Origin of the sequence: Devosia submarina (assembly GCF_003056345.1) — a bacterium.
Classification (GTDB): domain Bacteria; phylum Pseudomonadota; class Alphaproteobacteria; order Rhizobiales; family Devosiaceae; genus Devosia; species Devosia submarina.
Genome location: NZ_PYWB01000001.1, coordinates 414434 through 435402, shown reverse-complemented (window position 1 = coordinate 435402; position 20969 = coordinate 414434). Strand labels below are relative to the sequence as shown.

Below are 20969 nucleotides of genomic sequence, written 5' to 3'. Positions count from 1 at the left end.
GCTTGGGGCAAGCCAATCAAGCGCGATTAACATGTAACGTCTAGCTGACAATTGCTATGGACTGATACGTTTTTCGCGCTCGAGTTCGTTTATTTTTATCATTGGGGTGCCCCGGTCCGGCGCAGTAAGACTGGCGCGGGCCAGAAGATGTGCTGAAACGGGCGTTGTAAGTAAAAGAAACAACACGCCCAATATTGCGCGCAGGGCAACACTGGCGTCGAGGGCAACCAGCGGCACGGCCAAAAGGATCAACCCGCCCCCCACCGCACCGGCCTTGGACGCGGCATGCATGCGGGTAAGCAGGTCCGGCAGGCGCACAACGCCGACAGCTGCCAGAAGGGAAAAGCCTGCGCCTGCCACCAAGAGCAGGCAGCCGAGGTAAATGGCGAGATCCTCCATTATCCCTTATCCTTCAATGCTGCCCGCGAAAGAATATAGCGGGCAAATGCGACAGTTGCGAGGAAGCCCAGCAGGGCCAAGGCAATGGCGATGTCGATATAAAGGGTAATGCCGGTGCGGATCGCCATGGCGCCCACAAAGCCCATGGCCAAGACCGTCAGCAGGTCAAGCGCGAGCACCCGGTCCGCCAGGGTAGGCCCGACAACAATGCGGTACACGGTAAAAAACAGCGCCAGGCCGAGCATGGCCAGGGCAATGGTGCTTGCCAGCGCAATGGCGTCTGCCGGGGTCATGCGAACACCTCCCGCACCTGCCGCTCGAACCCGTTCTGCAACTCGGCAATAAAGGCCTCGCGCGTCGTGTGTTGCAGCACATGCACGTAAAGCATGGTGCGATCGTCCGAAACATCAACGCTCAGCGTGCCCGGCGTGAGGGTGATCAGATTGGCCAGTGTTGCAATCTCGGCGTCGGACTTCACGCCCAGCGGAAACGCAAAGATTGCGGGCCGCAGCACACGATCAAGGTCGGGGGTCAGAACCACCCGGGCGACGCGAATGGCGCTCAGCATCAGTTCAACGCAAAAGGAAATGGAAAGACCAAGAAGGGCCCGCAGCTTACGGAAGTGGAGCGGTTGGGAAAACGAGCGGCGCAAAAAGGCAAGCGCGCCAAGCGCCACCAATGCGCCAAGGGCGAGGTTGGGCGTCGAGAAGTTCGCCGTGATCGCGGCCCAAAGCAGGACAAGGGCAACGCCCAGAACAATCTGCCTCATGGCGCGCCTCCCGCCAGCCCCACCGCTGCGATATAGCGCGCGGGATCAATCACATCGGATGCACCGATCTTGGCCGCCGCAATCAACAGGTTCGGCCAGATGCCAAGGAAGATGATCACGCCAACAAGGATCGCTGGCGCACCATAGCGCAGCCTTCGTGATCCGGCCTTCTCTGGTCTAAGGCCTTCCTCCCTGTCGCGCCAGAACACATGCGCCCAAAGTCGCGTCCCGGCAATCAGCGTCAGAACGGCATTGAACACCAGAGCCAGCATCAGCGCGATTCCCAGCCCATCTCCGAATTGAAGGCTCGCCTCGATCAACAAGAGCTTGGGCCAGAAGCCCAGCAAGGGCGGAACCCCGGCCAGTGCGAAGATCAGCACAAGAAACATGATCGAAAGCGCCGGGCTTTGAGCATAAAGCCCGCCCATGCGCCGCGTGTCGGTTTCGCCCGTTGCCCGCTCTATCAGGCCAGCGACCAAGTAAAGCCCTGTCATGGTCAGCATGGAGTGGAAGATATAGGCGCCCGTGCCACCAATCCCGGATGGCGTGGCGAGGGCAATGCCAACAAGCGCCGCTCCGATGCCACCGATCAGGAGAAACCCCATGGCGCGGCGGAGATTGGTTTCGGCAATCGCGCCGAGCGGCCCCAGGATCAATGAGCCTATTGCCGCAACGGCGATTGCCGGCTCGAGCACATCGCGGCTCCCGGGCAAAAGGACCACGAGGCTGCGCAGGATCGCGTAAACGCCCACCTTGGTGAGCAGGCCCGCAAACAGCGCAGACACAGCGGCTGGCGGCGCATGGTAGGAAGCGGGCAGCCAGGCATTGACCGGAAAAGCCGCAGCCTTCATCCCAAATGCGAGGAGCAGCAGCGCCCCGACGGCCGTCATGGCAGCAGGATGCGCCCCCCAAGCCTTGCCGATAATGTCAGCCATGTTGAGCGTGCCCAAAAGCCCATAGACCAGGCCAAGGGCCAGCAGAAACAGCGCGGTGGCAAGGAAATTGAGAAAGCCGTATTTGACCGCGCCATCGAGTTGCAGCGCGCTGCTGCGCGACACGATCAGGCCAAAGGATGCGATCAGCACCACTTCGAACCAGACATAAAGGTTGAAAAGGTCTCCGGTCAGGAACGATCCCGTTACGCCCGCCAGCAAGAGCAGTACCAGGGCATGAAACCCGTCGCGCCCTTCCGCAGCCGTCCGCTCGGTTTCCGCGTAGATGATCACCACCAGCCCGGCAAACGCTGCCGTAAGCGCAAAAAGGGCGCCAAACAGGTCAGCCGCAAAGCTTATGCCAAAGGGCGGAAGCCAATTGCCCATGGTCATGCTGACCGGGCCATTCTCCCAGATGCGCGCGATCAAGCCTATTTCGCAGGCCAGCATGGCACCGACGACGAGAAGCGCCAGGAAAAACGTCACGCGGCCATTGTTGCGCATGATCAGGGCCAGCGCCGCGCCTAGGAGCGCCAGCACCAGCGGCAGGACAACGATCCAGTCGGCTGCCTGTGTTGCTGCAGTTCGAACCAGATTTTCCATCAATAACTCAGCGGCGGCTTGGGGGCGTCAACCGGCTCGGCGAGCCGCATGGCGTCGGTGTCGTCGCAATCGAGCACCTGATAGGCCCGATAAACCAGCACAAGCAGGAAGCTGAACAGGGCAAAGCCGATCACGATCGCCGTCAGGATCAGAGCCTGTGGCAGCGGGTTGGCGATGGGGCCAACAGCCTGTTCAAGGCCCGGCGGAACAATCGGCACGCCATCCCGCGCCAGTCGACCGGCGGTGAAAATCAGCAGATTGGTGCCATTTCCCAGAACCAGCACACCCATCAGCATGCGGATCAGCGCCCGCGACAACAGAAGATAGATGCCGGCGGCGACAAACAGGCCAGCGAGGAGAGCAAGTGCGGAATCCATCACAAGCCCTCGCCATCATCGATTTCCAGTCCAAGGCCAATGGCCGAGATGGACCCCAGAACCACCATGAAAACCCCGATATCGAAGAACAAAGGCGTGGACAGAGGCACTTCGGCGCCGCCCATCTCAAGGTAAAGCCAAATGCTGGTCATGAAGGCATTGCCGGTGAAAAGGGACAAAAGGCCCGAGCTTCCCGCCAGCACCACGCCCGCTGCCGCAATTGTCAGCGGATCGAAGCGCAAGGCGCGCCGCGCCGCGTCACGCCCCCACGACATACCCAGAACTGCAATGGCCGACGCCGCAATCAGCCCGCCGATGAACCCGCCACCGGGCTCATTATGGCCGCGCAGGCAGATATAAACCGCAAACACCAGCATGGTGCCAACGATCAGCGGCGCAACGGTGCGGAAGATGATGGTGTTCATGCTTCACCGTCCTTGGGCACAAAGGTTTCGCCTGCGCGCCTGCGCGTCCGCAAAAGCGCCACCACGGCAAGCGCAGCCGTCATCACCACAGCGATTTCACCGAGGGTATCAAGGCCGCGATAATCGACCAGGATCACGTTGACGATGTTGGAGCCGTGGGCAATCGGCACGCTGGTAGCGGCAAAGAAATCGCTGAGGCTGGTATCAAGGGTGCCACTCACGACCAGCAACAGCAGCAGGCTCACTGCCCCGCCACAAAGCAGCGCCAGCAAACCGTCGCGGATCCAATCCTCCATTGGCCGTGGGTCCCGCTCGTCGAGCCTTAGCCGCGTCATCACGAGGGTAAGGATGATGACCGACAGGACCTCCACCATGAACTGGGTAAATCCGAGATCGGGCGCGCCAAACAGGAGGAAGATCAACGCGACGGCCACACCCTGAACGCCCAGCGCCAGAATGGCCACGAGACGGCTCTGCGCCCCCAGCACTGCCACAAGGCCCGTTGCCGCCAGAAGCAGAACAACCCATTCGTGCAGGCCAATGCTGGTCCAGTCCTGGATAGTGATGGCGCTCAATCCGCCCATGCCGATTGTCGGCACCAGCAAGGCAAGGGCAACCATGGCAAATACCACAACAAGGTAGAATTCGAGCCGGCCGTGATGAAGCAGCCGCGTTGTTGTCCCGGCAAACCGGATCAGCGCGAACATCACCGCATCGAATGCATTGTCGGCCGTCCAGTTCACCGCCCGGTGCATCCGGATCAACATGGTCCGAACCTTGTCGATCTGCCAATACACCAGCGCAGCCAGCGTCCAGCTCAGTGCGGATAGCCAGATAATGGGACTACGCCAATCGATCGCCCAGGCGAGATGGCTTTCCACATGATGCCCCAATAGGGCCGAAGCGGCAGGCTCAAGCACCAGCGTGCCGAATTGGTCGATCACAAGGGCCGCGACGATCCCCAAAGCGCCAAGCACCACTGGCCCCACCAGCATGGGCAATGGTGCCTCATGCGCCGATTTGGGCGTTGGCCCCACAATGCCCAGAAACGGCTTGATCGCCACAATGGCCGCGACCGTGGCAAGCAGGGCATTGCCCAGGATCAACACCACCAGCGCCAGCGTCTGCAGCCATTGCGGCGCGAAGGCGCCCAGGAGCATTTCTTCCTTGGCAAAAAAGCCCAATGTCGGCGGCAACCCGATCATGGCAAAACCGGCGAGCGCCGCGGCAATAAAGGTCACGGGCATGCGGTCAGCCATGCCGCTAAGCCGGGTCAGGTCGCGCGTGCCGGTTTCATGGTCGAGCGCCCCCACGACCATGAACAGCGCGGCCTTGTAAAGCGCATGGGCCACGAAATAGAGCACCATGCCCGCGATCGCCGCTTCCGTGCCCAGCCCGATCAGCAGAACCAGAAGCCCTAGGGAAGCGAGCGTCGTTTGCGCCAGCATCTGCTTGAGATCGGTTTGGCGCAGCGCAGCAAGGGCGCCCCAAAGCAGCGTCGCGCCGCCGAAGCCCACAAGGACAATGCTCCAAATCTCCGTGCCGCCCAGAATTGGCGTCATGCGCGCCAGGAGATACACCCCCGCCTGCACCATGGTGGCGGAATGCAGAAACGCCGAAACGGGCGTCGGAGCCTCCATGGCGTTGGGCAGCCAGAAATGAAACGGCACCTGCGCCGATTTGGTGAAGGCCGCGAGAAGAATGCACAGCAAGATCGGGCCATAAAAGCCGCTCTCGCGCACAAGGGAACCGCCCGCGCGCATCGCGCTCAGATCCCAGGCGCCGCCGACCTGATGCAGCACGATAATTCCCACCAGCAGCGCCATGCCGCCTATATTGGTGATAACAATGGCCTGGATTGCGCCACGCCGCGCCGCCTGGCGCCAATGGTCGAACCCGATCAGCAGGAACGAGGTGACCGCCGTCAGTTCCCAGAACACAAACAGCGCGACCATGTTGTCGGCCAGAACCAGGCCAAGCATGGAGCCCATGAAGGCAAGGAGAAACGCCTGGAAGCGCCCCAGATGCACATGCCCCTTGAGGTAGGAACCCGCATAAAGCACGATCAGAGCGCCAATGCCTGAAATGGTCAGCGCAAAAGTCAGGCTCAGTCCATCCACCCAGAAGGACAGGTCGAGCCCATGCTCGGGCACCCACGCAAACCGCACCGGCACGGCCCCGTTCGCCACCACCGGCTCGACAAAGCCAAGAAGAAGGACGAACACCGCAGCAGGTACAAGCGCGAGCACCCAGCCGGCCAAACCACCGGCCCAGCGCTGCACCAGTGGCGCAAGCGCAGCCGCCAGAAACGGCGCTATCGCCACGAGCGCCATGCTTGTGTCCAGCCCTGTTCCCAACTGTCCCCGTTCCGATTCTTTTCGCGGAATTTGTCCCGCGGACCTTAACGAGTCGAGCCGGGTGGACAAGCCAAATCGGCCCAACCGGGCCAGCTTATGGGGAAAAGCCTCCTGCGAGCCTTGGTCCGGCCCCTTTCCTTGTGGGAACCCGCGTCTTATGTGAAGGGCACCTCACCCTTCGGATTGCCTCATGACCAAGTCCAAGCCTCCCCTCGCCGCGCGCCGGCCGCACACCGCCACTTTCCACAACCAAACGCGTGAGGACCCCTATCATTGGCTGCGCGCATCCAATTGGCAGGAGGTGATGCAAAAGCCCGGGGCGCTGGATGGTGAGATCCGGGCTTATCTGGAAGCCGAGAACGACTACTTCGAGGCTGAATTCGGAAGTCGCACCAGCGACTTGCAGGAAACCATTTACAAAGAGATTCGCGGCCGCATCAAGGAAGACGACAGCGGCATCCCCTCGCCCGACGGTCCCTTCGCCTATAATTCGCGCATGCTGGAAGGCCAGCAATACCCCCTGATCGTGCGCACGGCGCGCGAGGGTGGCCCCGAGACCATTCTTCTGGACTGCAACACCGAGGCAGGCGAGGGCTATTTCGGCTTTGCCGGAGCGGAGCACGATCGCTCCCACCGCTATCTCGCTTGGGCCGCAGACCGGGCAGGCTCGGAATATTATGACATCGTTGTCCGCGACACCGAAACGGGAGCTGACAGCCCCGAGATCATCCGCGACACGGCTGGCTCCTATGTCTGGAACCAGGATTCATCGGCCATCTACTACACCGAATATGACGACAACCACCGCCCCTTCCGCGTGCGTCTGCATACCATCGGCACTGATCAGACTGACGATCCCATCATCTTCGAAGAATCCGACCCCGGCTTTTTCGTTGGCGTCGGCCGCACGCTGAGCGACAAATATATCGTCATCGACGCCCATGACCACCAGACCTCGGAGTGTTGGCTGATCGATGCCGAACTGGGCGGCCCGCCGCGCCTCGTGGACGCCCGGCTGCCGGAACGCGAGTACGACATCGATGAGCGCGATGGGCTGCTTTACATCCGCACCAATGCCGATGGCGCCGAGGACTTCAAGATCGTGACGGCGCCCGTTGACAATCCGGCCGCCGAGAACTGGACGGACCTCGTACCGCACCAGCAAGGCGTCTTGATCCTCGACCTCATCGTCATCAAGAACCACATGCTGCGGCTTGAACGTTTCGAGGGCCTGCCGCGCATTGTCGTGCGCGATCTGCGCACCGCCACCGAGGAAATCGTCGGGTTCGACGAAGAAGCCTATTCGCTGGGCATGTCCGTCGGCTACGAGTTCGACACCTCCGTGTTCCGGCTGACCTATTCGTCTCCCACCACGCCTTCGCGCACCTATGATGTGGATCTTGAAACGGGCACGCGGACGCTCCTCAAGGAGCAGGAAGTTCCCTCCGGCCATAACCCCGATGACTACGAGACCCGCCGCGTCTTTGCCACCGCCCCCGATGGCGAGCAGGTCCCCGTCACCGTGCTTTACCGCAAGGGCACACCGTTCGATGGCTCGGCTCCTGCCCTGCTTTACGGCTATGGCGCCTACGGCATGAGCATGCCCGCGTCCTTCTCCATCTCAGCCATTTCGCTGGTGGACCGCGGCTTCATTCACGCCACGGCCCACATTCGTGGCGGCATGGAAAAGGGCTATCGCTGGTATGCGCAGGGTCGGCGCGAGAACAAGACCAATACCTTCACCGATTTCATCGCTGCGGCCGAGATGCTGATCGAGCAAGGTTTCACCGCCAAGGGCCGCATCGTTGCCCAGGGCGGATCGGCGGGTGGCATGCTGATGGGCGCCATCGCCAATATGCGGCCGGACCTTTGGGCCGGCATCCTGGCGCAGGTGCCGTTTGTTGATGTGCTCAACACCATGCTGGACGACACCCTGCCCCTCACCCCGCCCGAATGGCCCGAATGGGGCAACCCGATCCTGTCGGCAGAGGATTATCAGCGCATCGCCTCCTATGCGCCCTATGAGCAGGTGACGGCACAAGCCTATCCGCCAATCTTCGCCTTGGCCGGGCTCACCGATCCGCGCGTCACCTATTGGGAGCCCGCCAAATGGGTTGCCAAACTCCGGGCAACCAAGACCGGCGATGCGCCTTTATATCTTAAGACCAACATGGGCGCTGGCCATGGGGGTGCTTCGGGGCGCTTTGATCGTCTCAAGGAAACCGCCATGTGCTACGCCTTTGCGCTCAATGCCGTTGGTTTGGAAGGATCATTCGGCTCCAAGTGATTGTACAGCGTCACAATCGGCCTATAGCTTAGGGCGATCTTCCTCAGCGTCTAACCATAATCGGAGGCTATCAATGTCCACCCAATTCACCCTGCCGCCCCTGCCCTACGCCTATGATGCACTGGGTCCCTACATGTCGGCGGAAACGCTTGAGTTCCACCACGACAAGCACCACCAGGCTTATGTCACCAATGGCGAAAAGCTGCTGGAAGGCTCGGGGCTGGAAAACGCCTCGCTCGAGGAGATTGTCCAGGGCAGCTTCGGCAAGAACCAGGGCCTCTTCAACAATGCTGGCCAGCACTACAACCACGTCCATTTCTGGCAGTGGATGAAGCCCAATGGCGGCGGCAACAAGCTCCCTGGCGCCCTGCAGAGCAAGATCGACGAAGACTTGGGCGGCTTCGACAAGTTCCGCGCCGACTTCATCAATGCCGGCACCACCCAGTTCGGTTCGGGCTGGGCTTGGCTCTTGCTTAAGGATGGCAAGCTCGAAGTCACCAAGACGCCGAACGGGGAATCGCCCCTGGTTCATGGCGGCAAGCCGCTTCTGGGCGTCGATGTGTGGGAGCACTCCTATTACATCGACTACCGCAATGCGCGCCCGAAATACCTTGAAGCCTGGTTCGACAACCTCGTGAACTGGGAACACGTCGAACAGATGTTCGAGGAAGCCCGCTAAGCCGCGCTTTCTCCCTTCCAGGCCCGCCGCGCTCTCCGAGCCGGTGGGCTTTTTGCTGCCCACGCAAATTTCCCCAGCCTATTAGCGATATATTCAACGGGTACTTCTACGCAGCACTCGCCCGTGGTAACCCTTTGTTTACCATCGAGGTGCCTTGCGTGTCTGAACCGTCCAAAGTCGTTGCAATCATTGCCGCCACTCCAGCGCTTACGGCGCTGCTGGCCATGGTTGTTGCTGGCGACTCACGGCTCAAGGTTCGCCAGTTCGACAGCGAACTGGCGCTGATTGCGTATATGCGCCTGGCACGCGTGGACGTCCTGGTCTGCGATTTCGATCGCGAAGGGCGCCCGGCCTATGAAATGGTTGAGGCCATCCGGCTCAATGGGGAATTGCTGTCCCAGGAAGTGCCGGTGATCGCCCTCACCCGCGTGATTACTCCGCCTATGCGGCACCAGGCGATCAGCGCCGGCATTGATGAAGTTCTAATCAAGCCCATGTCGCCGCGCCATTTGCTGCAGCGCATCCAAGCCCGCCTGCGTACGCGTAGCGTGGTCGGTGTTTTGGGCGGCTATCGTGGTCCCGAGCGGCGCAACCGCATCACCATGCCTGCGCCGCAGCCAGTGCCTGCTCGGCGCGAGACAGACAATGTCATCCCGCTTTTCCCCGATCGTCGCCGGCAGCAATTGCCGCTCCTCGACAGCTAGCTCGGCCTTGGGCGGGTGAAGCTGTCTTCGATCCGGTCGACCAGCCTGTCGTAGCGCGCCTTCTCTTCGACATCATAGCTGATCTCGAAAGCCGAGAAGGTCTGGCGATCTGCCGACAACAAGACCTTGGTGTAAAAGATAAGCGGTTCGCCACCGGTTTCGGGCTCATAGAACCCCGAAAGGACGAACCAGCTATTGCCTTCGGCGCGATAGGTGATGCTGCGCACTTCATTGCCCGACGTCAGCCGCTCGGCGAACAGATCGAGCGTGAGGCCATTGGCATCGCCGCCATAGATGCTGATCTGCCCGCTGCCCCCTACTTCCCCCAGCGTCAGCCCGCCAGAGCCATCTTCCGCCAGCGGCTCAAAGGCGCCATAGGGCAAATCCGCCGAAAACCCGAACTGGGGATCAACATAACGCGCCCAATCAGCGTCCTGAGCCATGGCGGGCATGGACGCGGCCAACACAAATCCAACGGCAAGCAAGACCCGATTTCGCACGACCTAGTCTCCTCTTCCACCGCTCGTCACCCTCAGGCTTGACCGGAAGGCTCTGCACTTCCAAAGCGCAGGCAAAGCCCCTGGGTCTAAGCTAAGGCGACAAATGCATGGAGCGACACTCTCCAGGGATTTCCCCCAGAACGTACGCCGGAGCGAAACGATCCCACCGTTCAGCGCTGTTCGCCAAGCAGTCGGCTGAGCCGGCTCCAGAGATCTTCAATAGTGTCGGAAAACTGCACGGCCTTGTCATAGCCCGGCAGCCCGGGAGAAAGCACATCGGCCGCATAGCCGCGCAAGACTTCAAAGGCCTTGTGCCGGTTCAGCATGAGCACCGGCAGATTGCGCCCCTGCGCCTTGGCCGCCGTCCACGCTCCAAACAGCGCTGTCGCCGAAGCGAGCGACCCCGGCAAAGCGACGAAAGCGTCGGCACTGGTCGCAATGCGCTCTAGCCGATCCTGATTCTGCTCAAGACTTTCCAGCGTCACGTCACGCAGCGCTGCGGGCAGCATGATCGTCGGATCGCCCACGATCTGGACCTGCCCACCGGCCGTCCGCGCGGCCGTAATCAGGGGCACAGGAATAACGCCATTCTCCGCCAGCGTGATGATGGACGCACCCCGGCGCGCGAAATAGGTGCCCGCCTGGCTCATGATCGAGGCGCGTTCAGGATCGCCGGGCCCCTTGTCCGAGGCAAAGACCGCCAGCACCGGCGCGTTCATCCTGGCTTCACTCATACTCATCGCCCGCGCCTCAAACTACCTAGAATGCCTCGAACCAAGGCACGCCCCACCTGGTTGGCTACCGTGCGAGCCAAGGAATTCATCGCTGCTTCCGCCGGCGTCTGCCGGTTCGATGCGCGCCTGGGCCTTGGCTCTGCTGCGTGCTCGGCCTCGTCCTGCCGCTGGCGCGCCTTGCGAGCCAGTGCCTCAAAGGCAGAGTCACGGTCAATTGGCGTGTCATAAAGCCCTGCCACGGGCGAACGCGCAATGATCGACCGGCGCTCGTCAGGCAACAGCGGCCCCACTTGTGCCGAAGGCGGTCGGATCATTGTCCGCCCAACAATGGATGGCACGCCCTTGTCTTCCAACACGGAAACCAGCGCCTCGCCTATGCCCAGCTGGGTAATCGCTTCTTCCGTCGAAAAAGCAGGATTGGGCCGGAAGGTTTCTGCCGCCACGCGGACGGCCTTCTGCTCACGCGGCGTATAGGCCCGCAGCGCGTGCTGCACCCGATTGCCCAGTTGGGCCAGCACAGTCTCGGGAACATCCACCGGGTTCTGCGTCACGAAGTAAACGCCGACGCCCTTGGACCGTACCAGCCGCACCACCTGCTCGACCTTGTCTACCAACGCCTTGGGGGCGTCGTCGAACAGCAAATGCGCCTCATCGAAAAAGAACACGAGCCTGGGCTGGTCCACATCGCCCACTTCAGGCAATTCCTCGAACAGCTCCGAGAGCATCCAGAGCAAAAAGGTTGCGTAAAGCCGGGGCGACCGCATCAACTCGTCCGCTGCCAGGATAGACACCATGCCCCGGCCATCGCGATCCGTTCGCATCAGATCGGCAATCTCGAGCGCCCGCTCGCCAAAAAAGCTCTCGGCGCCCTGCTGCTCCAGCACCAGCAACGCCCGTTGGATGGCGCCGATCGACGCGGCGCTGACATTGCCATAGCGCGCTGAAATCTCCTTGCCCCGGCCCTGCACCTCGACCAGCAGCGCCCGAAGATCCTTGAGATCGAGCAGAAGCAGACCCTCGTCATCGGCCAGCTTGAAGGCGATATTGAGCACGCCTTCCTGCGTGTCGTTGAGCTCCAGCATGCGGCTCAGCAGGAGCGGGCCCATTTCCGAGATCGTCGCGCGGATCGGGTGCCCCTGGCGCCCGAACAGATCCCAGAAGATCACCGGGAAGATTTCACTTCTGTAGTCGCCAAAGCCAATCTCTTGAGCGCGCGCGTTTTGCCAATCCTGCGCCACGCCCATCTTGCCGATGCCCGAAAGGTCGCCCTTGATGTCAGCGGCAAAGACCGGCACCCCGGCTTGGGAAAAACCCTCGGCCAGAACCTGCAGGGTCACTGTCTTTCCCGTGCCCGTCGCGCCTGTAATCAAGCCGTGGCGATTGCCGAAGCGGAGTGCCAAATATTCGGCGCGGTCGCTCACGCCCAAAAAGATCTTGCCGTCCACGAGCATGAGTTACCTGCTGATGTTCACACCGCCCGTTATAGCCAGCCTGCGGCTCCCGACAAGCCGGGTAGCTAGGGCGCTACAGCTCGCAACACACCAATCTCAGCCCCCCGCACGCTGCGAATGGGCTGATTGGCCAAGCCCTCCAGCAGCTTGCGCTGATTTGCGTCGGGCTCTGCATATTGCAACAACAAGGAGGCCAGCATTGCCTGCGACGCCGGGATATTGCCGTCGTCGCATTTAATGGCGTAACCCCAGCCCTTGTCGCGAATAGCGCCGCACTGCACGCCCTCCGCGCCCACCTTTTGCATGAGGCGGCCGCCAAAGGCTTCCATGATCCGGGTATCGGGGTGCCCGGTTCCCGCAACAAGATGGGGATGGCGCGTCGCTGCATCAAACAGGCGCTGCGCTGCCGCCGCGAGTTCAGCCGCAATCCCTTGCCCCGTCGCCATACGGGCAAAGCCAAAGGCAAAAGCGCGCAGCGGCGCGGCAAAGGTCGGAATGGAACAGCCATCCGTGCCGCAGCGATCCTCCCGCAAAGGCTCGCCGATCACCGCCTCCACAGCCTCGCGCACGGCGCGCTGCACCGCGTGCTCGCGGCTCACATAATCCTTTGTCGGCACGCCCATGGCCAGCGCCACGCTCAGCATGCCCGAATGCTTGCCCGAGCAATTATTGTGCAAGGGGCTGGGCTCCCGGCCCGCAGCGCGCAAGGCCTCCCGCGCCGCTGCATTGGTGGGCTGGTGCGCGCCACATTCCAGATCGGCCGCCGAAAGCCCCATCCGCATCAGCAAGCGCTCGGCCGTCGCCACATGCACATCCTCGCCATGGTGCGACGCACAGGCCAGCGCGAGCTCTTCGTCCGTGTGGTGGAACTTGCCCTCCGCCTCTCGCACAAAGATGGGCAAGGCTTGCATGGACTTGATTGCCGAGCGCGGAAAAACAGGCCGCTCGATATCGCCAGCCGAAGCGATGATCGTTCCGTCGGCCGCCACCAGGGCAAAGGCACCGCGATGGCGGTTCTCCACCCAATTGCCCCGCACGGTCTCGGCAAGAATGGGATTGGCGTCCATAGGCAAACACTCCGGGTCCAGCCCATCCCCAAGACAGCGCGGAAGGGCAAAAGTCAACTCGGCAGGCGACCCATTCGCCCCGTCAAGCGCCGCTCCAGCGCCGCCAAGCCATCATAGATCAGCACCGCCAGCACCCCCACCACCAGCCCGCCCTGCAGCACGAAGGCTGTATTGCCCGAGAGCAGCCCGGCAATGATCACCTCGCCCAGCGTCCGCGCCGCCACCGTCGACCCGATCGTCGCCGTCGCCAGCGAAATCACCGTGGACAAGCGCACCCCGGCCAAAATCACCGGCAGCGCCAGCGGCAGTTCCACCTTCACCAGCCGCTGCCAACCGGTCATTCCCATGCCCCTTGCCGCATCGGTCACGGCCGGTGGCAGATTGGTGAGCCCGGTGAGCGTGTTCTCGAAAATGGGCAGCAGGCCATAAAGAAACAGCGCCACCAGTGTCGGCGCAGTCCCGAAACCCAGTACCGGAACTGCCAATGCTAGCACGGCCACCGGCGGAAATGTCTGCCCCGCATTGGCCAGCGAGCGCGACACAGGCAGGAACTCCGCCCCGAAGGGCCGCGTCACGATGATCGCCAGCCCAACCGCAATCAGCGTTGCCGCCAGCGTCGCCGCACCCACAATCAGGAGATGATTGAGCGTGATGTCCAACAAATTGCCCTGATTATAGATCGCGGGCTGGTTGTTCTTGGTGAACAAGCTGAAAAAGCCCGCAAACGCCTCGGGATAGGCCAAAAACACGCCTAGCACTCCCAGGGCGAGCAGCCGAACGAGATTGCCCCAACTCATTGCGGCCGTGCCGCCAGCCGGGACAAAGCGGCAAGCGTCACCTGCCCAACGATCTCCCCATCCCTCCGTACCGGGAGCGCCGACCGGCCCGACCACAACAATTCGGCAAAGGCATCGCGCAGGGACGCCGCGGCATCGATCGCCTCGCCCTCTGCATGGCCGGGCTCCAAATGGTCGGCCACCCGCCCAAGCGAGAGGAGCCGAAAGGGCCGCTCGCTCGTGCCGATCAGTTCGGCCACAAAGGGCGTCGCCGGATTGCGGATGATCTCGGCGGGCGCAGCGCTCTGCAAGAGCTTGCCCCCATCCATCACGGCAATGGTGTCGCCAAGGTGGATCGCTTCCTCCATGTCATGGGTCACGAGCACGATGGTTGTGCCGAACCTGCGCTGGATCGCCAGCAGATCCTCCTGCGCCTTGGCGCGGATCACCGGATCCAGCGCTCCAAAAGGCTCGTCCATTAGCAGGATATTAGGCTTTGCCGCCAGCGCCCGCGCCACGCCCACGCGCTGCTGCTGGCCGCCCGAGAGTTCATGGGGTAGCCGATTGCGGAACTGCGCTGGATCGAGCTGAAACAGCTGGAGCAGTTCGTCCACGCGCTCCTCGGTTCGCCGCTTTTCCCAGCCCAAAAGCTTGGGCACTGTCGCCACGTTCTGCCCGACCGTGCGGTGGGGAAACAGGCCATGCCCCTGGATCACATAGCCGATCCGCCGGCGCAGCTCATAGGCCGGAATGCCGGCAATGTCCTCGCCATCTATGCGGATCTGGCCGGAACTGGGCTCCACCAGCTTGTTGATCATGCGCATCAGCGTGGTCTTGCCCGATCCGGACGTTCCCACGATCACGCAGATGCTGCGCGGCTGGATGGTGAGGCTCACGCGATCCACCACGTCCTCGCCGTCATAGCGCCTGGTTATCTCGTCGATCTCGATCATGGCTTACGCGTTCCGCGGGACGTTGTTTCCACCAGGGCATCCAGCACCACGGCCGCCGCAAAGGCCAGCACCACCGTCGGTACCGCCCCCAGCAGCACAAGGTCCATGGCCGTTTGCCCAATGCCCTGAAACACAAAGACGCCAAAGCCCCCGCCCCCGATCAGGGCGGCAATGGTCGCAAGGCCGATATTCTGCACCAGTACGATCCGGATGCCCGTGAGGATCACGGGAAAGGCGAGTGGCAGTTCCACGCCCAACAAGCGCTGCCGCCCCGTCATTCCCATTCCCATGGCGGCATCGACCGCCGCGGGCGGTACCCCGAGCAAGCCCACAAGCGTGTTGGAAACGATCGGCAGCAGCGAATAGGCAAACAGCGCCACCAGCGCGGGCGCCGTGCCAATGCCCGAAATACCCAGTGCCGAGGCTCCCGGAATGTTGGCCGCCATCCAGGCCAACGGCGCAATCAAGAGGCCGAAAAGAGCAATGGAGGGAATGGTCTGAACCATGTTAAGCAGGTTCAAAACGGCCGCGCGCACCCGCTTGATCCGAAAACACCAGATGCCGAGGGGGATACCCACTACACTTGCCAACGCCACCGAGCCAAAGGCCAGCGCCAGATGCGTGCGCGCCTCAGACCAAAAGGCGGGTGCACGCGTCGCATATTCCTTGAGCGTTGAAACCTGGTTGAAGCTGCCGCTCCCCAACAGCAGCACCATTGCCCCCACAACGCCCAGGAGAATGGCGATCCGAACCCAGGGCCTTAATCGCAGGCGCGCCAGCGCATCGGTCACAAGCAAGGCGAACGCCAAAAGCAACAGCCAAAACCCCGCCCCCGGCGAAATCCGGGCAAAGCTATCGCTGTCCGGGGTCAGGAAGTTGGCCGACAGGCCCAGGAGAACAAAGAGGCTGCCAAGAACCACAAGGCCCATTATGAGCTTGACCCCCGGCGCCACCCGAAACAGCGCGGCAAGCAATCCCACCAGCAGCACCGTAATTAGCAGGGCCGCCCATGGGCCGGGGAGAGCTTCCGTTACCGGGCGAGGATCCCCCGGGACAATGCGATTGGCCCGAAACAGCACAAAGGGCAGCCAAGCTCCCGCAAGGGCCACCAGGCTGATCAGAACGCCCAGCTTGTCCAATTTGAACCAGCCCGTGCGTGCAGTGAGTGGCGAAATCCCGGCTATGCTCATCAAGTCTCCGGTCCGGTCAGCGGGTCGTCCACCTCACCGAAGCACAAGGTGGATCACCCGGACAAGCCGGGTGATGACGAGGCGGAAATCAATCTAGTACGACTGACCAGCCTTTCCGTTGGCCGTCATTGCCCGGTCTGTCCGGGCAATCCATCCCGCCCGGCCAAAGATCAAGGGAAGACCCTCACCCTCAGACTCGACCCGAGAGCTTGCCCTCGGACTTGTCCGAGGGGCTCCTCACTTCGGTCGCCGCTATTCCACAAACCCGTTCTGCGCGAGGTAATCCGCGGCCACGGCCGAAGCCGCTTCCCCGCCAACCTGCACGCGCCCGTTCAGCTCCTGCAAGGCCTCGAGTGTCAGCCCCTCGAACACGGGTTTGAGCAATTCCTCGATCTGCGGATATTGTGCCAACACCTCCTCGCGGATGATGGGTGCGGGCTGGTAAACCGGCTGCACCCCCTTGTCGTCCTCGAGAACCCTTAGCCCCGATGATGCAATGCCGCCATCGGTGCCATAAACCATCGCCGCGTTGACGCCACTGGTCTGCTGCGCCGCTGCGGCAATGGTTGCTGCCGTATCGCCACCCGAGAGCGTCACCAGCTGATTGGGCGCAAGGGTGAAGCCATAGACCTCCTGGAATTTGGGCAGCGCGGCCGGAGAGTTCACGAACTCGGCGGAAGCCGCGAGCTTGACCTCACCGCCCCCGGCGACCCAGGCGCCGAACTCAGAAAAGGTCGTCAGATTGTTGGCCTCGGCCAAATCGTCGCGCACGGCCACGGCCCAGGTGTTGTTGGCCGGCGATGGCGACAACCACACGATCTTGTTGGTTTCGTAGTCGAGCCGCGCCACTTCGGCATAGGCGGACGCTGCATCGTTCCAGATCGGGTCCTCGGCGCGGTCAAAGAAGTACGCCCCATTGCCGGTATATTCGGGATAGATGTCGATCTCGCCGGCCATGATAGCCTCGCGCATGATCGGCGTGCCGCCCAGCTGGATCCGGTCCTCCACCGCAATGTCGTTGGATTGGAGCACTTGCTTGATGATGTTGCCTAGAACGCCGCCTTCGGTGTCGATCTTGGAGGAAACAACGACCTGGGCATGGGCTGCCGTCATCGACAAGGCCAGCGCCGCAGCGCTCAGAAGCATGGATTTGAGGCGCATAGATAACTCCGTTTTCCACGGAGCGCCTCCCAAGGGCGCTCCCGGCTGATGGCAGACTATCTTATCGGCAGAAATCGGCTACCCGGAAATTACGCGCTGCGCACGGCGGTACGCTGGCGCCACATGCGCCACAGGATCGGCAGGGCGATCACCAGGATCAGCAGCGCGCCGATAAAGATCGACATAACGATCCCCGGTACATTGAGCAGCCCAAGCCCAAACGTCACCAACCCCATAATCAGGGCGGCCAACACCACGCCCACGATCGTGCCGGCGCCGCCCAGGATCGAGACGCCGCCCAGCACCACCATGGTGATGGCCTCGAGCTCCCAACCTTCGGCGATTGACGGTCGCGTCGATCCCAGCCGCGCCGTCAGCAGCACGGCCGCCATGCCGCTCATCAGCCCGGTGAGGCAGAAGAGGACAAACTTGGTGCGCGCGACACGCACGCCCGAGAATTCCGCCGCCACATCGTTATTGCCGATGGCATAGACTCGGCGCCCGAAATTGGTGCGCTGCAGCAGCACAAAATAAACGGCGGCGCAGACGAGAAATAGCACCAGCTCGAACGAAATCACCCACCAGACATAGCCCTGTCCGAACCAGGAAAAGCTCGGCGGATAGCCCTTGAAGCTCTGGTCGCCCAGGATGATGAAGCTGATGCCGCGGAACAGGCTCATCGTGCCGATGGTGACCACGATCGAGGGCAGCTTGAGCCCCGTCACCAGGAACCCGTTGAACGCGCCACAGGCAATTCCCGTCCCAACGCCAATGGCGACCAGCACGGGCGTGTCGGCACCAAATTGCAGCGCCCAGCCCATCAGCGTCGATGCCAATGCAATGATCGCCGCTACCGAAAGGTCAATTTCGCCCGAGATGATCAGCAGCGCCATGGCGAGCGCGATCAAGGCTTTCTCGGTGAAATTGAACGTCATGTCCGAAAGGGACCATTCGTTCAGGAAGTAGGGCGAAGCGAACGAATTGAGGATGAAGATGGCCACCGCCACCAATACCAATAGGCCTTCCCAGCTCAGAACGGTCGACTTGAAAGGATTGTCCAGCCGATTGGGCAGGCGGCGAGGCGTTGCTGTTGTGTCGGTCATACGGCTTCCGCCTTCTTCAGAATGATCCGGCCCTTGCGCTTTTCGCCCCGGGCATTGAGCACCACAGCCAAGAGGATTGCGGAGCCCGAAATCGCCATCTGCCAGAATGGAGAAATGTTGATGACGGGCAGCGCGTTGTTGATGACGCCGAGGAATATAGCACCCAGCAGCACGCCTCCAACGGTGCCGATGCCACCGGCAATCGACACGCCGCCGATCACGCAGGCCGCGATAATGGTCAATTCATAACCGCTGGCGACTTCGGTCGAGGCGATCACATAGCGCGACACCCAGAGGTAGCCGCACAACCCTGCCATGGCGCCTGCAATGGTAAACGCCATGAACTTGGTGCGGCCCACATTGATGCCGGTATAAACCGATGCGGTGGGGTTCACCCCGATGGCATAGAAGGAACGCCCCAGCGGCGTGCGCGTCATCAGCAGCCAGAACAGGACGGCCGCGACAATGGCAAACCAGCTCAGGAGCGGCAGGCCCAGAAACACCGTGCGCTGCAGATTGATGAAATCTGAACTCATCTGCGCCGCGTTGACCCAGGCGCCATTGGAAATTACGAACACCAGTCCGCGATAGATGGTGAGCGTGCCCAGCGTCACGACAATTGGCGGAATGCTCAGCTTCCACACCAGGACGCCATTGAACGCACCCAGGCCAGCGCCGATTACGACACACATCGCCATCAACAGCGGCACCGGCACGCCGGGAAAAGCCGCATTGGTCATCGCGACGATCATGCCCGTGAGCGCAAGATTGGCGGCCATGGAAAGGTCGATGGAGCGGGTGAGGATCACCAGCATCTGCCCCAGCGCCAGCATCATCAGGATGGAAGTATCGTTGAAGATGGTCAGCAGGTTCTGCGGCTGCGCAAAGCGCGGGAAGCGCGCCGTGACGATCACCAGCAGCAGCAGGATTGCGAGCCCGAGCCAGATTTCGCGATGTTTGCCCAGCGCCTTCATGCTGCCTGCTCCTCGGCAATGCCGGCGGCGAGGCGCACCAGCGTTTCGGGCTGCAGGCCCTTGTTGTCTAGCGTGTCGATGATCCGCCCTTCGCGCATCACGACAATGCGGTCGCTCATCCCCAGCACTTCGGGCAGTTCGGACGATACCATGATGACGCTCAACCCCTCGGCTACCAATTCGCTCATGAACTGGTGCACGGCCGCCTTGGAGCCGATGTCGATGCCCTTGGTGGGTTCATCGAGAATGATCACCTTGGGCAGCGTCGCGAGCCACTTGGCGATCACCACCTTCTGCTGGTTGCCGCCCGAAAGCGTCGATACGTCCTGGCTCAGCGATGACGCGCGCAGATCCAGCCGCTCGGTATAGGTCCGCGCCAGCGCATATTCTTCGGCCAGCCGCAAAAAGCCGGACTTCGACGTCTTGCGCAGCGACGGGAGCGAGACGTTCTTGAAGATCGGCTCGCCCGTAATGACACCCTGCTTGCCGCGTTCCTCGGGCACATACACAATGCCCGCCTCGACGGCATCGGCAGCGGATTTGGGCGCAATGGTCTGCCCGTTCAGCACAAGCGTGCCACTCGAGGGTTGCGTCATGCCGAACACGGCCTGCATCACCTCGGAGCGCCCTGCCCCCACCAAACCATAAAACCCCAGGATCTCGCCCTTGCGCACCGCAAAGGAGATGTCCTCGAACTCGGTGGGATGGCTCAGCCCCTTGGCCTTCAGCACCGTCTCGCCGATGGCGGCGGTGCGCTCGGGAAAGATCTGATCCACTGCCCGGCCAACCATCATCTGCACGATCTGGCTTTGCGCCGTGTCCCTGATCAGCCCCTTGCCTACCTGCTCGCCGTCGCGGAACACGGTGAACCGGTCGGCGATGCGATAGATCTCGTCGAACTTGTGCGAGATGAAGAGGATCGCCTTGCCGTCCTGCTTCAGCAGTTCGATCAGGACATAGAGCTCCTCGATTTCCTTCTGGCTCAGCGCCGCCGTGGGCTCGTCCATAATGACAACCTGCGCATCGATGGACAGCGCCCGCGCCACCGCCACCAGATGCTTCTTGGCGATGCCCAATTCCTTGAGCTTGATATCGGGATCGATCCCCGCCGCCATCGCGTCCAGCGTCTTCTTCGCTTCCGCCCGCATGGTGCGCCAATCGATCATGCCCCAGCGATTGCGCGGCGCATGGCCCAGATAGATGTTCTCGGCCACCGTCATCTCGTCAAAGAGGACGGTTTCCTGATGGATTGCCGTGATGCCCACCGCCGATGCCGAATGCGCCGTCGGCAGCGTAACGACCTTGCCGGCCACCCAGATTTCCCCCGCATCGGGCTGGTAGATACCCGTCATTGTCTTGACCAGCGTCGACTTGCCCGCCCCGTTCTCGCCGATCAGCGCGGTGACCTCGCCGGCATAAAGCTCTAGCGAGACGCCATTGAGCGCCCGCACGCCGGGAAAGCTCTTGCTGATGCCGGAAAGGGTGAGGATCGGGTCGGTCATAGGGGCCTTGGTTTTTGCTAGGCAGG

At 62.0% G+C, this 20969-nt stretch carries 21 protein-coding genes; 3 read left to right on the top strand and 18 right to left on the bottom strand.

Going from position 1 to position 20969, the window contains the following annotated elements; all coding sequences use genetic code 11:
* Positions 1-54: 54 nt before the first annotated feature.
* The 7 genes from mnhG to DDE77_RS01930 are packed head-to-tail and all read right to left on the bottom strand — an operon-like array spanning position 55 to position 5838.
* Positions 55-399, bottom strand: a complete 345-nt coding sequence (gene mnhG / locus DDE77_RS01960; RefSeq protein WP_108395734.1) for a monovalent cation/H(+) antiporter subunit G — start codon at positions 397-399, stop codon at positions 55-57.
* On the bottom strand, positions 399-692 hold the full coding sequence (locus tag DDE77_RS01955; protein ID WP_108395733.1) for a cation:proton antiporter: 294 nt from the start codon (positions 690-692) through the stop codon (positions 399-401). The genes mnhG and DDE77_RS01955 overlap by 1 nt, the downstream gene beginning before the upstream one ends.
* Positions 689-1168, bottom strand: a complete 480-nt coding sequence (locus DDE77_RS01950) for a Na+/H+ antiporter subunit E (protein ID WP_108395732.1) — start codon at positions 1166-1168, stop codon at positions 689-691. The genes DDE77_RS01955 and DDE77_RS01950 overlap by 4 nt, the downstream gene beginning before the upstream one ends.
* Positions 1165-2703: a proton-conducting transporter transmembrane domain-containing protein gene (locus DDE77_RS01945; RefSeq protein WP_108395731.1), complete on the bottom strand. Its 1539-nt coding sequence runs from the start codon at positions 2701-2703 to the stop codon at positions 1165-1167. Before DDE77_RS01945 ends, DDE77_RS01950 begins: the two co-directional genes overlap by 4 nt.
* The gene (locus DDE77_RS01940) at positions 2703-3080 is read right to left on the bottom strand and encodes a Na+/H+ antiporter subunit C (protein WP_108395730.1); all 378 of its coding nucleotides are present in this window, start codon (positions 3078-3080) and stop codon (positions 2703-2705) included. Before DDE77_RS01940 ends, DDE77_RS01945 begins: the two co-directional genes overlap by 1 nt.
* On the bottom strand, positions 3080-3505 hold the full coding sequence (locus tag DDE77_RS01935) for a DUF5957 family protein (protein WP_108395729.1): 426 nt from the start codon (positions 3503-3505) through the stop codon (positions 3080-3082). The genes DDE77_RS01940 and DDE77_RS01935 overlap by 1 nt, the downstream gene beginning before the upstream one ends.
* A complete protein-coding gene (locus tag DDE77_RS01930) occupies positions 3502-5838 on the bottom strand; it encodes a putative monovalent cation/H+ antiporter subunit A (protein WP_108395728.1) in 2337 nt (778 codons plus the stop codon). Before DDE77_RS01930 ends, DDE77_RS01935 begins: the two co-directional genes overlap by 4 nt.
* A gap of 214 nt (positions 5839-6052) precedes the next feature.
* On the opposite strand from DDE77_RS01930, the gene DDE77_RS01925 reads away from it, so the two are divergent.
* The 3 genes from DDE77_RS01925 (at position 6053) to DDE77_RS01915 (ending at position 9532) form a co-directional block, all read left to right on the top strand.
* Positions 6053-8149 carry a S9 family peptidase gene (locus DDE77_RS01925; RefSeq protein WP_108395727.1) on the top strand — a complete coding sequence of 699 codons (2097 nt, stop codon included), beginning with the start codon at positions 6053-6055 and terminating at the stop codon, positions 8147-8149.
* Between the two features lie 73 nt (positions 8150-8222).
* Positions 8223-8828, top strand: a complete 606-nt coding sequence (locus DDE77_RS01920; protein ID WP_108395726.1) for a superoxide dismutase — start codon at positions 8223-8225, stop codon at positions 8826-8828.
* Positions 8829-8986: 158 nt separating this feature from the next.
* Positions 8987-9532: a response regulator gene (locus tag DDE77_RS01915; protein ID WP_157959607.1), complete on the top strand. Its 546-nt coding sequence runs from the start codon at positions 8987-8989 to the stop codon at positions 9530-9532.
* Here the strand turns inward: DDE77_RS01915 and DDE77_RS01910 are convergent.
* The 11 genes from DDE77_RS01910 to DDE77_RS01860 all read right to left on the bottom strand — a co-directional run bounded on the left by DDE77_RS01910 (position 9529) and on the right by DDE77_RS01860 (position 20943).
* A complete protein-coding gene (locus tag DDE77_RS01910) occupies positions 9529-10032 on the bottom strand; it encodes a hypothetical protein (protein WP_157959606.1) in 504 nt (167 codons plus the stop codon). The genes DDE77_RS01915 and DDE77_RS01910 overlap by 4 nt on opposite strands.
* Before the next feature lie 170 nt (positions 10033-10202).
* Positions 10203-10766 (bottom strand): LOG family protein, encoded by a 564-nt coding sequence (locus DDE77_RS01905; RefSeq protein ID WP_157959605.1) that lies wholly within the window; start codon positions 10764-10766, stop codon positions 10203-10205.
* A 2-nt stretch (positions 10767-10768) separates the two neighbouring features.
* Complete coding sequence (locus DDE77_RS01900) at positions 10769-12217, bottom strand: helicase HerA-like domain-containing protein (protein WP_108395722.1); 1449 nt, start codon at positions 12215-12217, stop codon at positions 10769-10771.
* Positions 12218-12282: 65 nt separating this feature from the next.
* A complete protein-coding gene (locus DDE77_RS01895) occupies positions 12283-13284 on the bottom strand; it encodes an asparaginase (RefSeq protein ID WP_108395721.1) in 1002 nt (333 codons plus the stop codon).
* Between the two features lie 53 nt (positions 13285-13337).
* On the bottom strand, positions 13338-14081 hold the full coding sequence (locus DDE77_RS01890) for an ABC transporter permease (protein WP_108395720.1): 744 nt from the start codon (positions 14079-14081) through the stop codon (positions 13338-13340).
* Positions 14078-15013: an ABC transporter ATP-binding protein gene (locus DDE77_RS01885; RefSeq protein ID WP_108395719.1), complete on the bottom strand. Its 936-nt coding sequence runs from the start codon at positions 15011-15013 to the stop codon at positions 14078-14080. Before DDE77_RS01885 ends, DDE77_RS01890 begins: the two co-directional genes overlap by 4 nt.
* The gene (locus tag DDE77_RS01880; protein WP_108395718.1) at positions 15010-16203 is read right to left on the bottom strand and encodes an ABC transporter permease; all 1194 of its coding nucleotides are present in this window, start codon (positions 16201-16203) and stop codon (positions 15010-15012) included. Before DDE77_RS01880 ends, DDE77_RS01885 begins: the two co-directional genes overlap by 4 nt.
* A gap of 252 nt (positions 16204-16455) precedes the next feature.
* Entirely contained in the window at positions 16456-17364 is a 909-nt protein-coding gene (osmF, locus tag DDE77_RS01875; protein WP_108395717.1) for a glycine betaine ABC transporter substrate-binding protein OsmF, read from the bottom strand.
* Positions 17365-17453: 89 nt separating this feature from the next.
* Positions 17454-18467, bottom strand: a complete 1014-nt coding sequence (locus DDE77_RS01870) for an ABC transporter permease (protein WP_108395716.1) — start codon at positions 18465-18467, stop codon at positions 17454-17456.
* A complete protein-coding gene (locus tag DDE77_RS01865; RefSeq protein WP_108395715.1) occupies positions 18464-19441 on the bottom strand; it encodes an ABC transporter permease in 978 nt (325 codons plus the stop codon). The genes DDE77_RS01870 and DDE77_RS01865 overlap by 4 nt, the downstream gene beginning before the upstream one ends.
* Positions 19438-20943, bottom strand: coding sequence for a sugar ABC transporter ATP-binding protein (locus DDE77_RS01860; protein ID WP_108395714.1), 1506 nt, complete (start codon positions 20941-20943; stop codon positions 19438-19440). Before DDE77_RS01860 ends, DDE77_RS01865 begins: the two co-directional genes overlap by 4 nt.
* Positions 20944-20969 lie beyond the last annotated feature (26 nt).

What these genes read in the sequence shown, in the direction of transcription:
- DDE77_RS01890 (WP_108395720.1), bottom strand. Translation starts at nt 14,081, where the DNA reads ATGAGTTGGGGCAATCTCGTTCGGCTGCTCGCCCTGGGAGTGCTAGGC.
- osmF (WP_108395717.1), bottom strand. Translation starts at nt 17,364, where the DNA reads ATGCGCCTCAAATCCATGCTTCTGAGCGCTGCGGCGCTGGCCTTGTCG.
- DDE77_RS01895 (WP_108395721.1), bottom strand. Translation starts at nt 13,284, where the DNA reads ATGGACGCCAATCCCATTCTTGCCGAGACCGTGCGGGGCAATTGGGTG.
- DDE77_RS01955 (WP_108395733.1), bottom strand. Translation starts at nt 692, where the DNA reads ATGACCCCGGCAGACGCCATTGCGCTGGCAAGCACCATTGCCCTGGCC.
- DDE77_RS01940 (WP_108395730.1), bottom strand. Translation starts at nt 3,080, where the DNA reads ATGGATTCCGCACTTGCTCTCCTCGCTGGCCTGTTTGTCGCCGCCGGC.
- DDE77_RS01935 (WP_108395729.1), bottom strand. Translation starts at nt 3,505, where the DNA reads ATGAACACCATCATCTTCCGCACCGTTGCGCCGCTGATCGTTGGCACC.
- DDE77_RS01920 (WP_108395726.1), top strand. Translation starts at nt 8,223, where the DNA reads ATGTCCACCCAATTCACCCTGCCGCCCCTGCCCTACGCCTATGATGCA.
- DDE77_RS01930 (WP_108395728.1), bottom strand. Translation starts at nt 5,838, where the DNA reads ATGGCGCTCGTGGCGATAGCGCCGTTTCTGGCGGCTGCGCTTGCGCCA.
- mnhG (WP_108395734.1), bottom strand. Translation starts at nt 399, where the DNA reads ATGGAGGATCTCGCCATTTACCTCGGCTGCCTGCTCTTGGTGGCAGGC.
- DDE77_RS01950 (WP_108395732.1), bottom strand. Translation starts at nt 1,168, where the DNA reads ATGAGGCAGATTGTTCTGGGCGTTGCCCTTGTCCTGCTTTGGGCCGCG.
- DDE77_RS01925 (WP_108395727.1), top strand. Translation starts at nt 6,053, where the DNA reads ATGACCAAGTCCAAGCCTCCCCTCGCCGCGCGCCGGCCGCACACCGCC.
- DDE77_RS01885 (WP_108395719.1), bottom strand. Translation starts at nt 15,013, where the DNA reads ATGATCGAGATCGACGAGATAACCAGGCGCTATGACGGCGAGGACGTG.
- DDE77_RS01945 (WP_108395731.1), bottom strand. Translation starts at nt 2,703, where the DNA reads ATGGAAAATCTGGTTCGAACTGCAGCAACACAGGCAGCCGACTGGATC.
- DDE77_RS01900 (WP_108395722.1), bottom strand. Translation starts at nt 12,217, where the DNA reads ATGCTCGTGGACGGCAAGATCTTTTTGGGCGTGAGCGACCGCGCCGAA.
- DDE77_RS01870 (WP_108395716.1), bottom strand. Translation starts at nt 18,467, where the DNA reads ATGACCGACACAACAGCAACGCCTCGCCGCCTGCCCAATCGGCTGGAC.
- DDE77_RS01865 (WP_108395715.1), bottom strand. Translation starts at nt 19,441, where the DNA reads ATGAAGGCGCTGGGCAAACATCGCGAAATCTGGCTCGGGCTCGCAATC.
- DDE77_RS01880 (WP_108395718.1), bottom strand. Translation starts at nt 16,203, where the DNA reads ATGAGCATAGCCGGGATTTCGCCACTCACTGCACGCACGGGCTGGTTC.
- DDE77_RS01860 (WP_108395714.1), bottom strand. Translation starts at nt 20,943, where the DNA reads ATGACCGACCCGATCCTCACCCTTTCCGGCATCAGCAAGAGCTTTCCC.
- DDE77_RS01905 (WP_157959605.1), bottom strand. Translation starts at nt 10,766, where the DNA reads ATGAGTGAAGCCAGGATGAACGCGCCGGTGCTGGCGGTCTTTGCCTCG.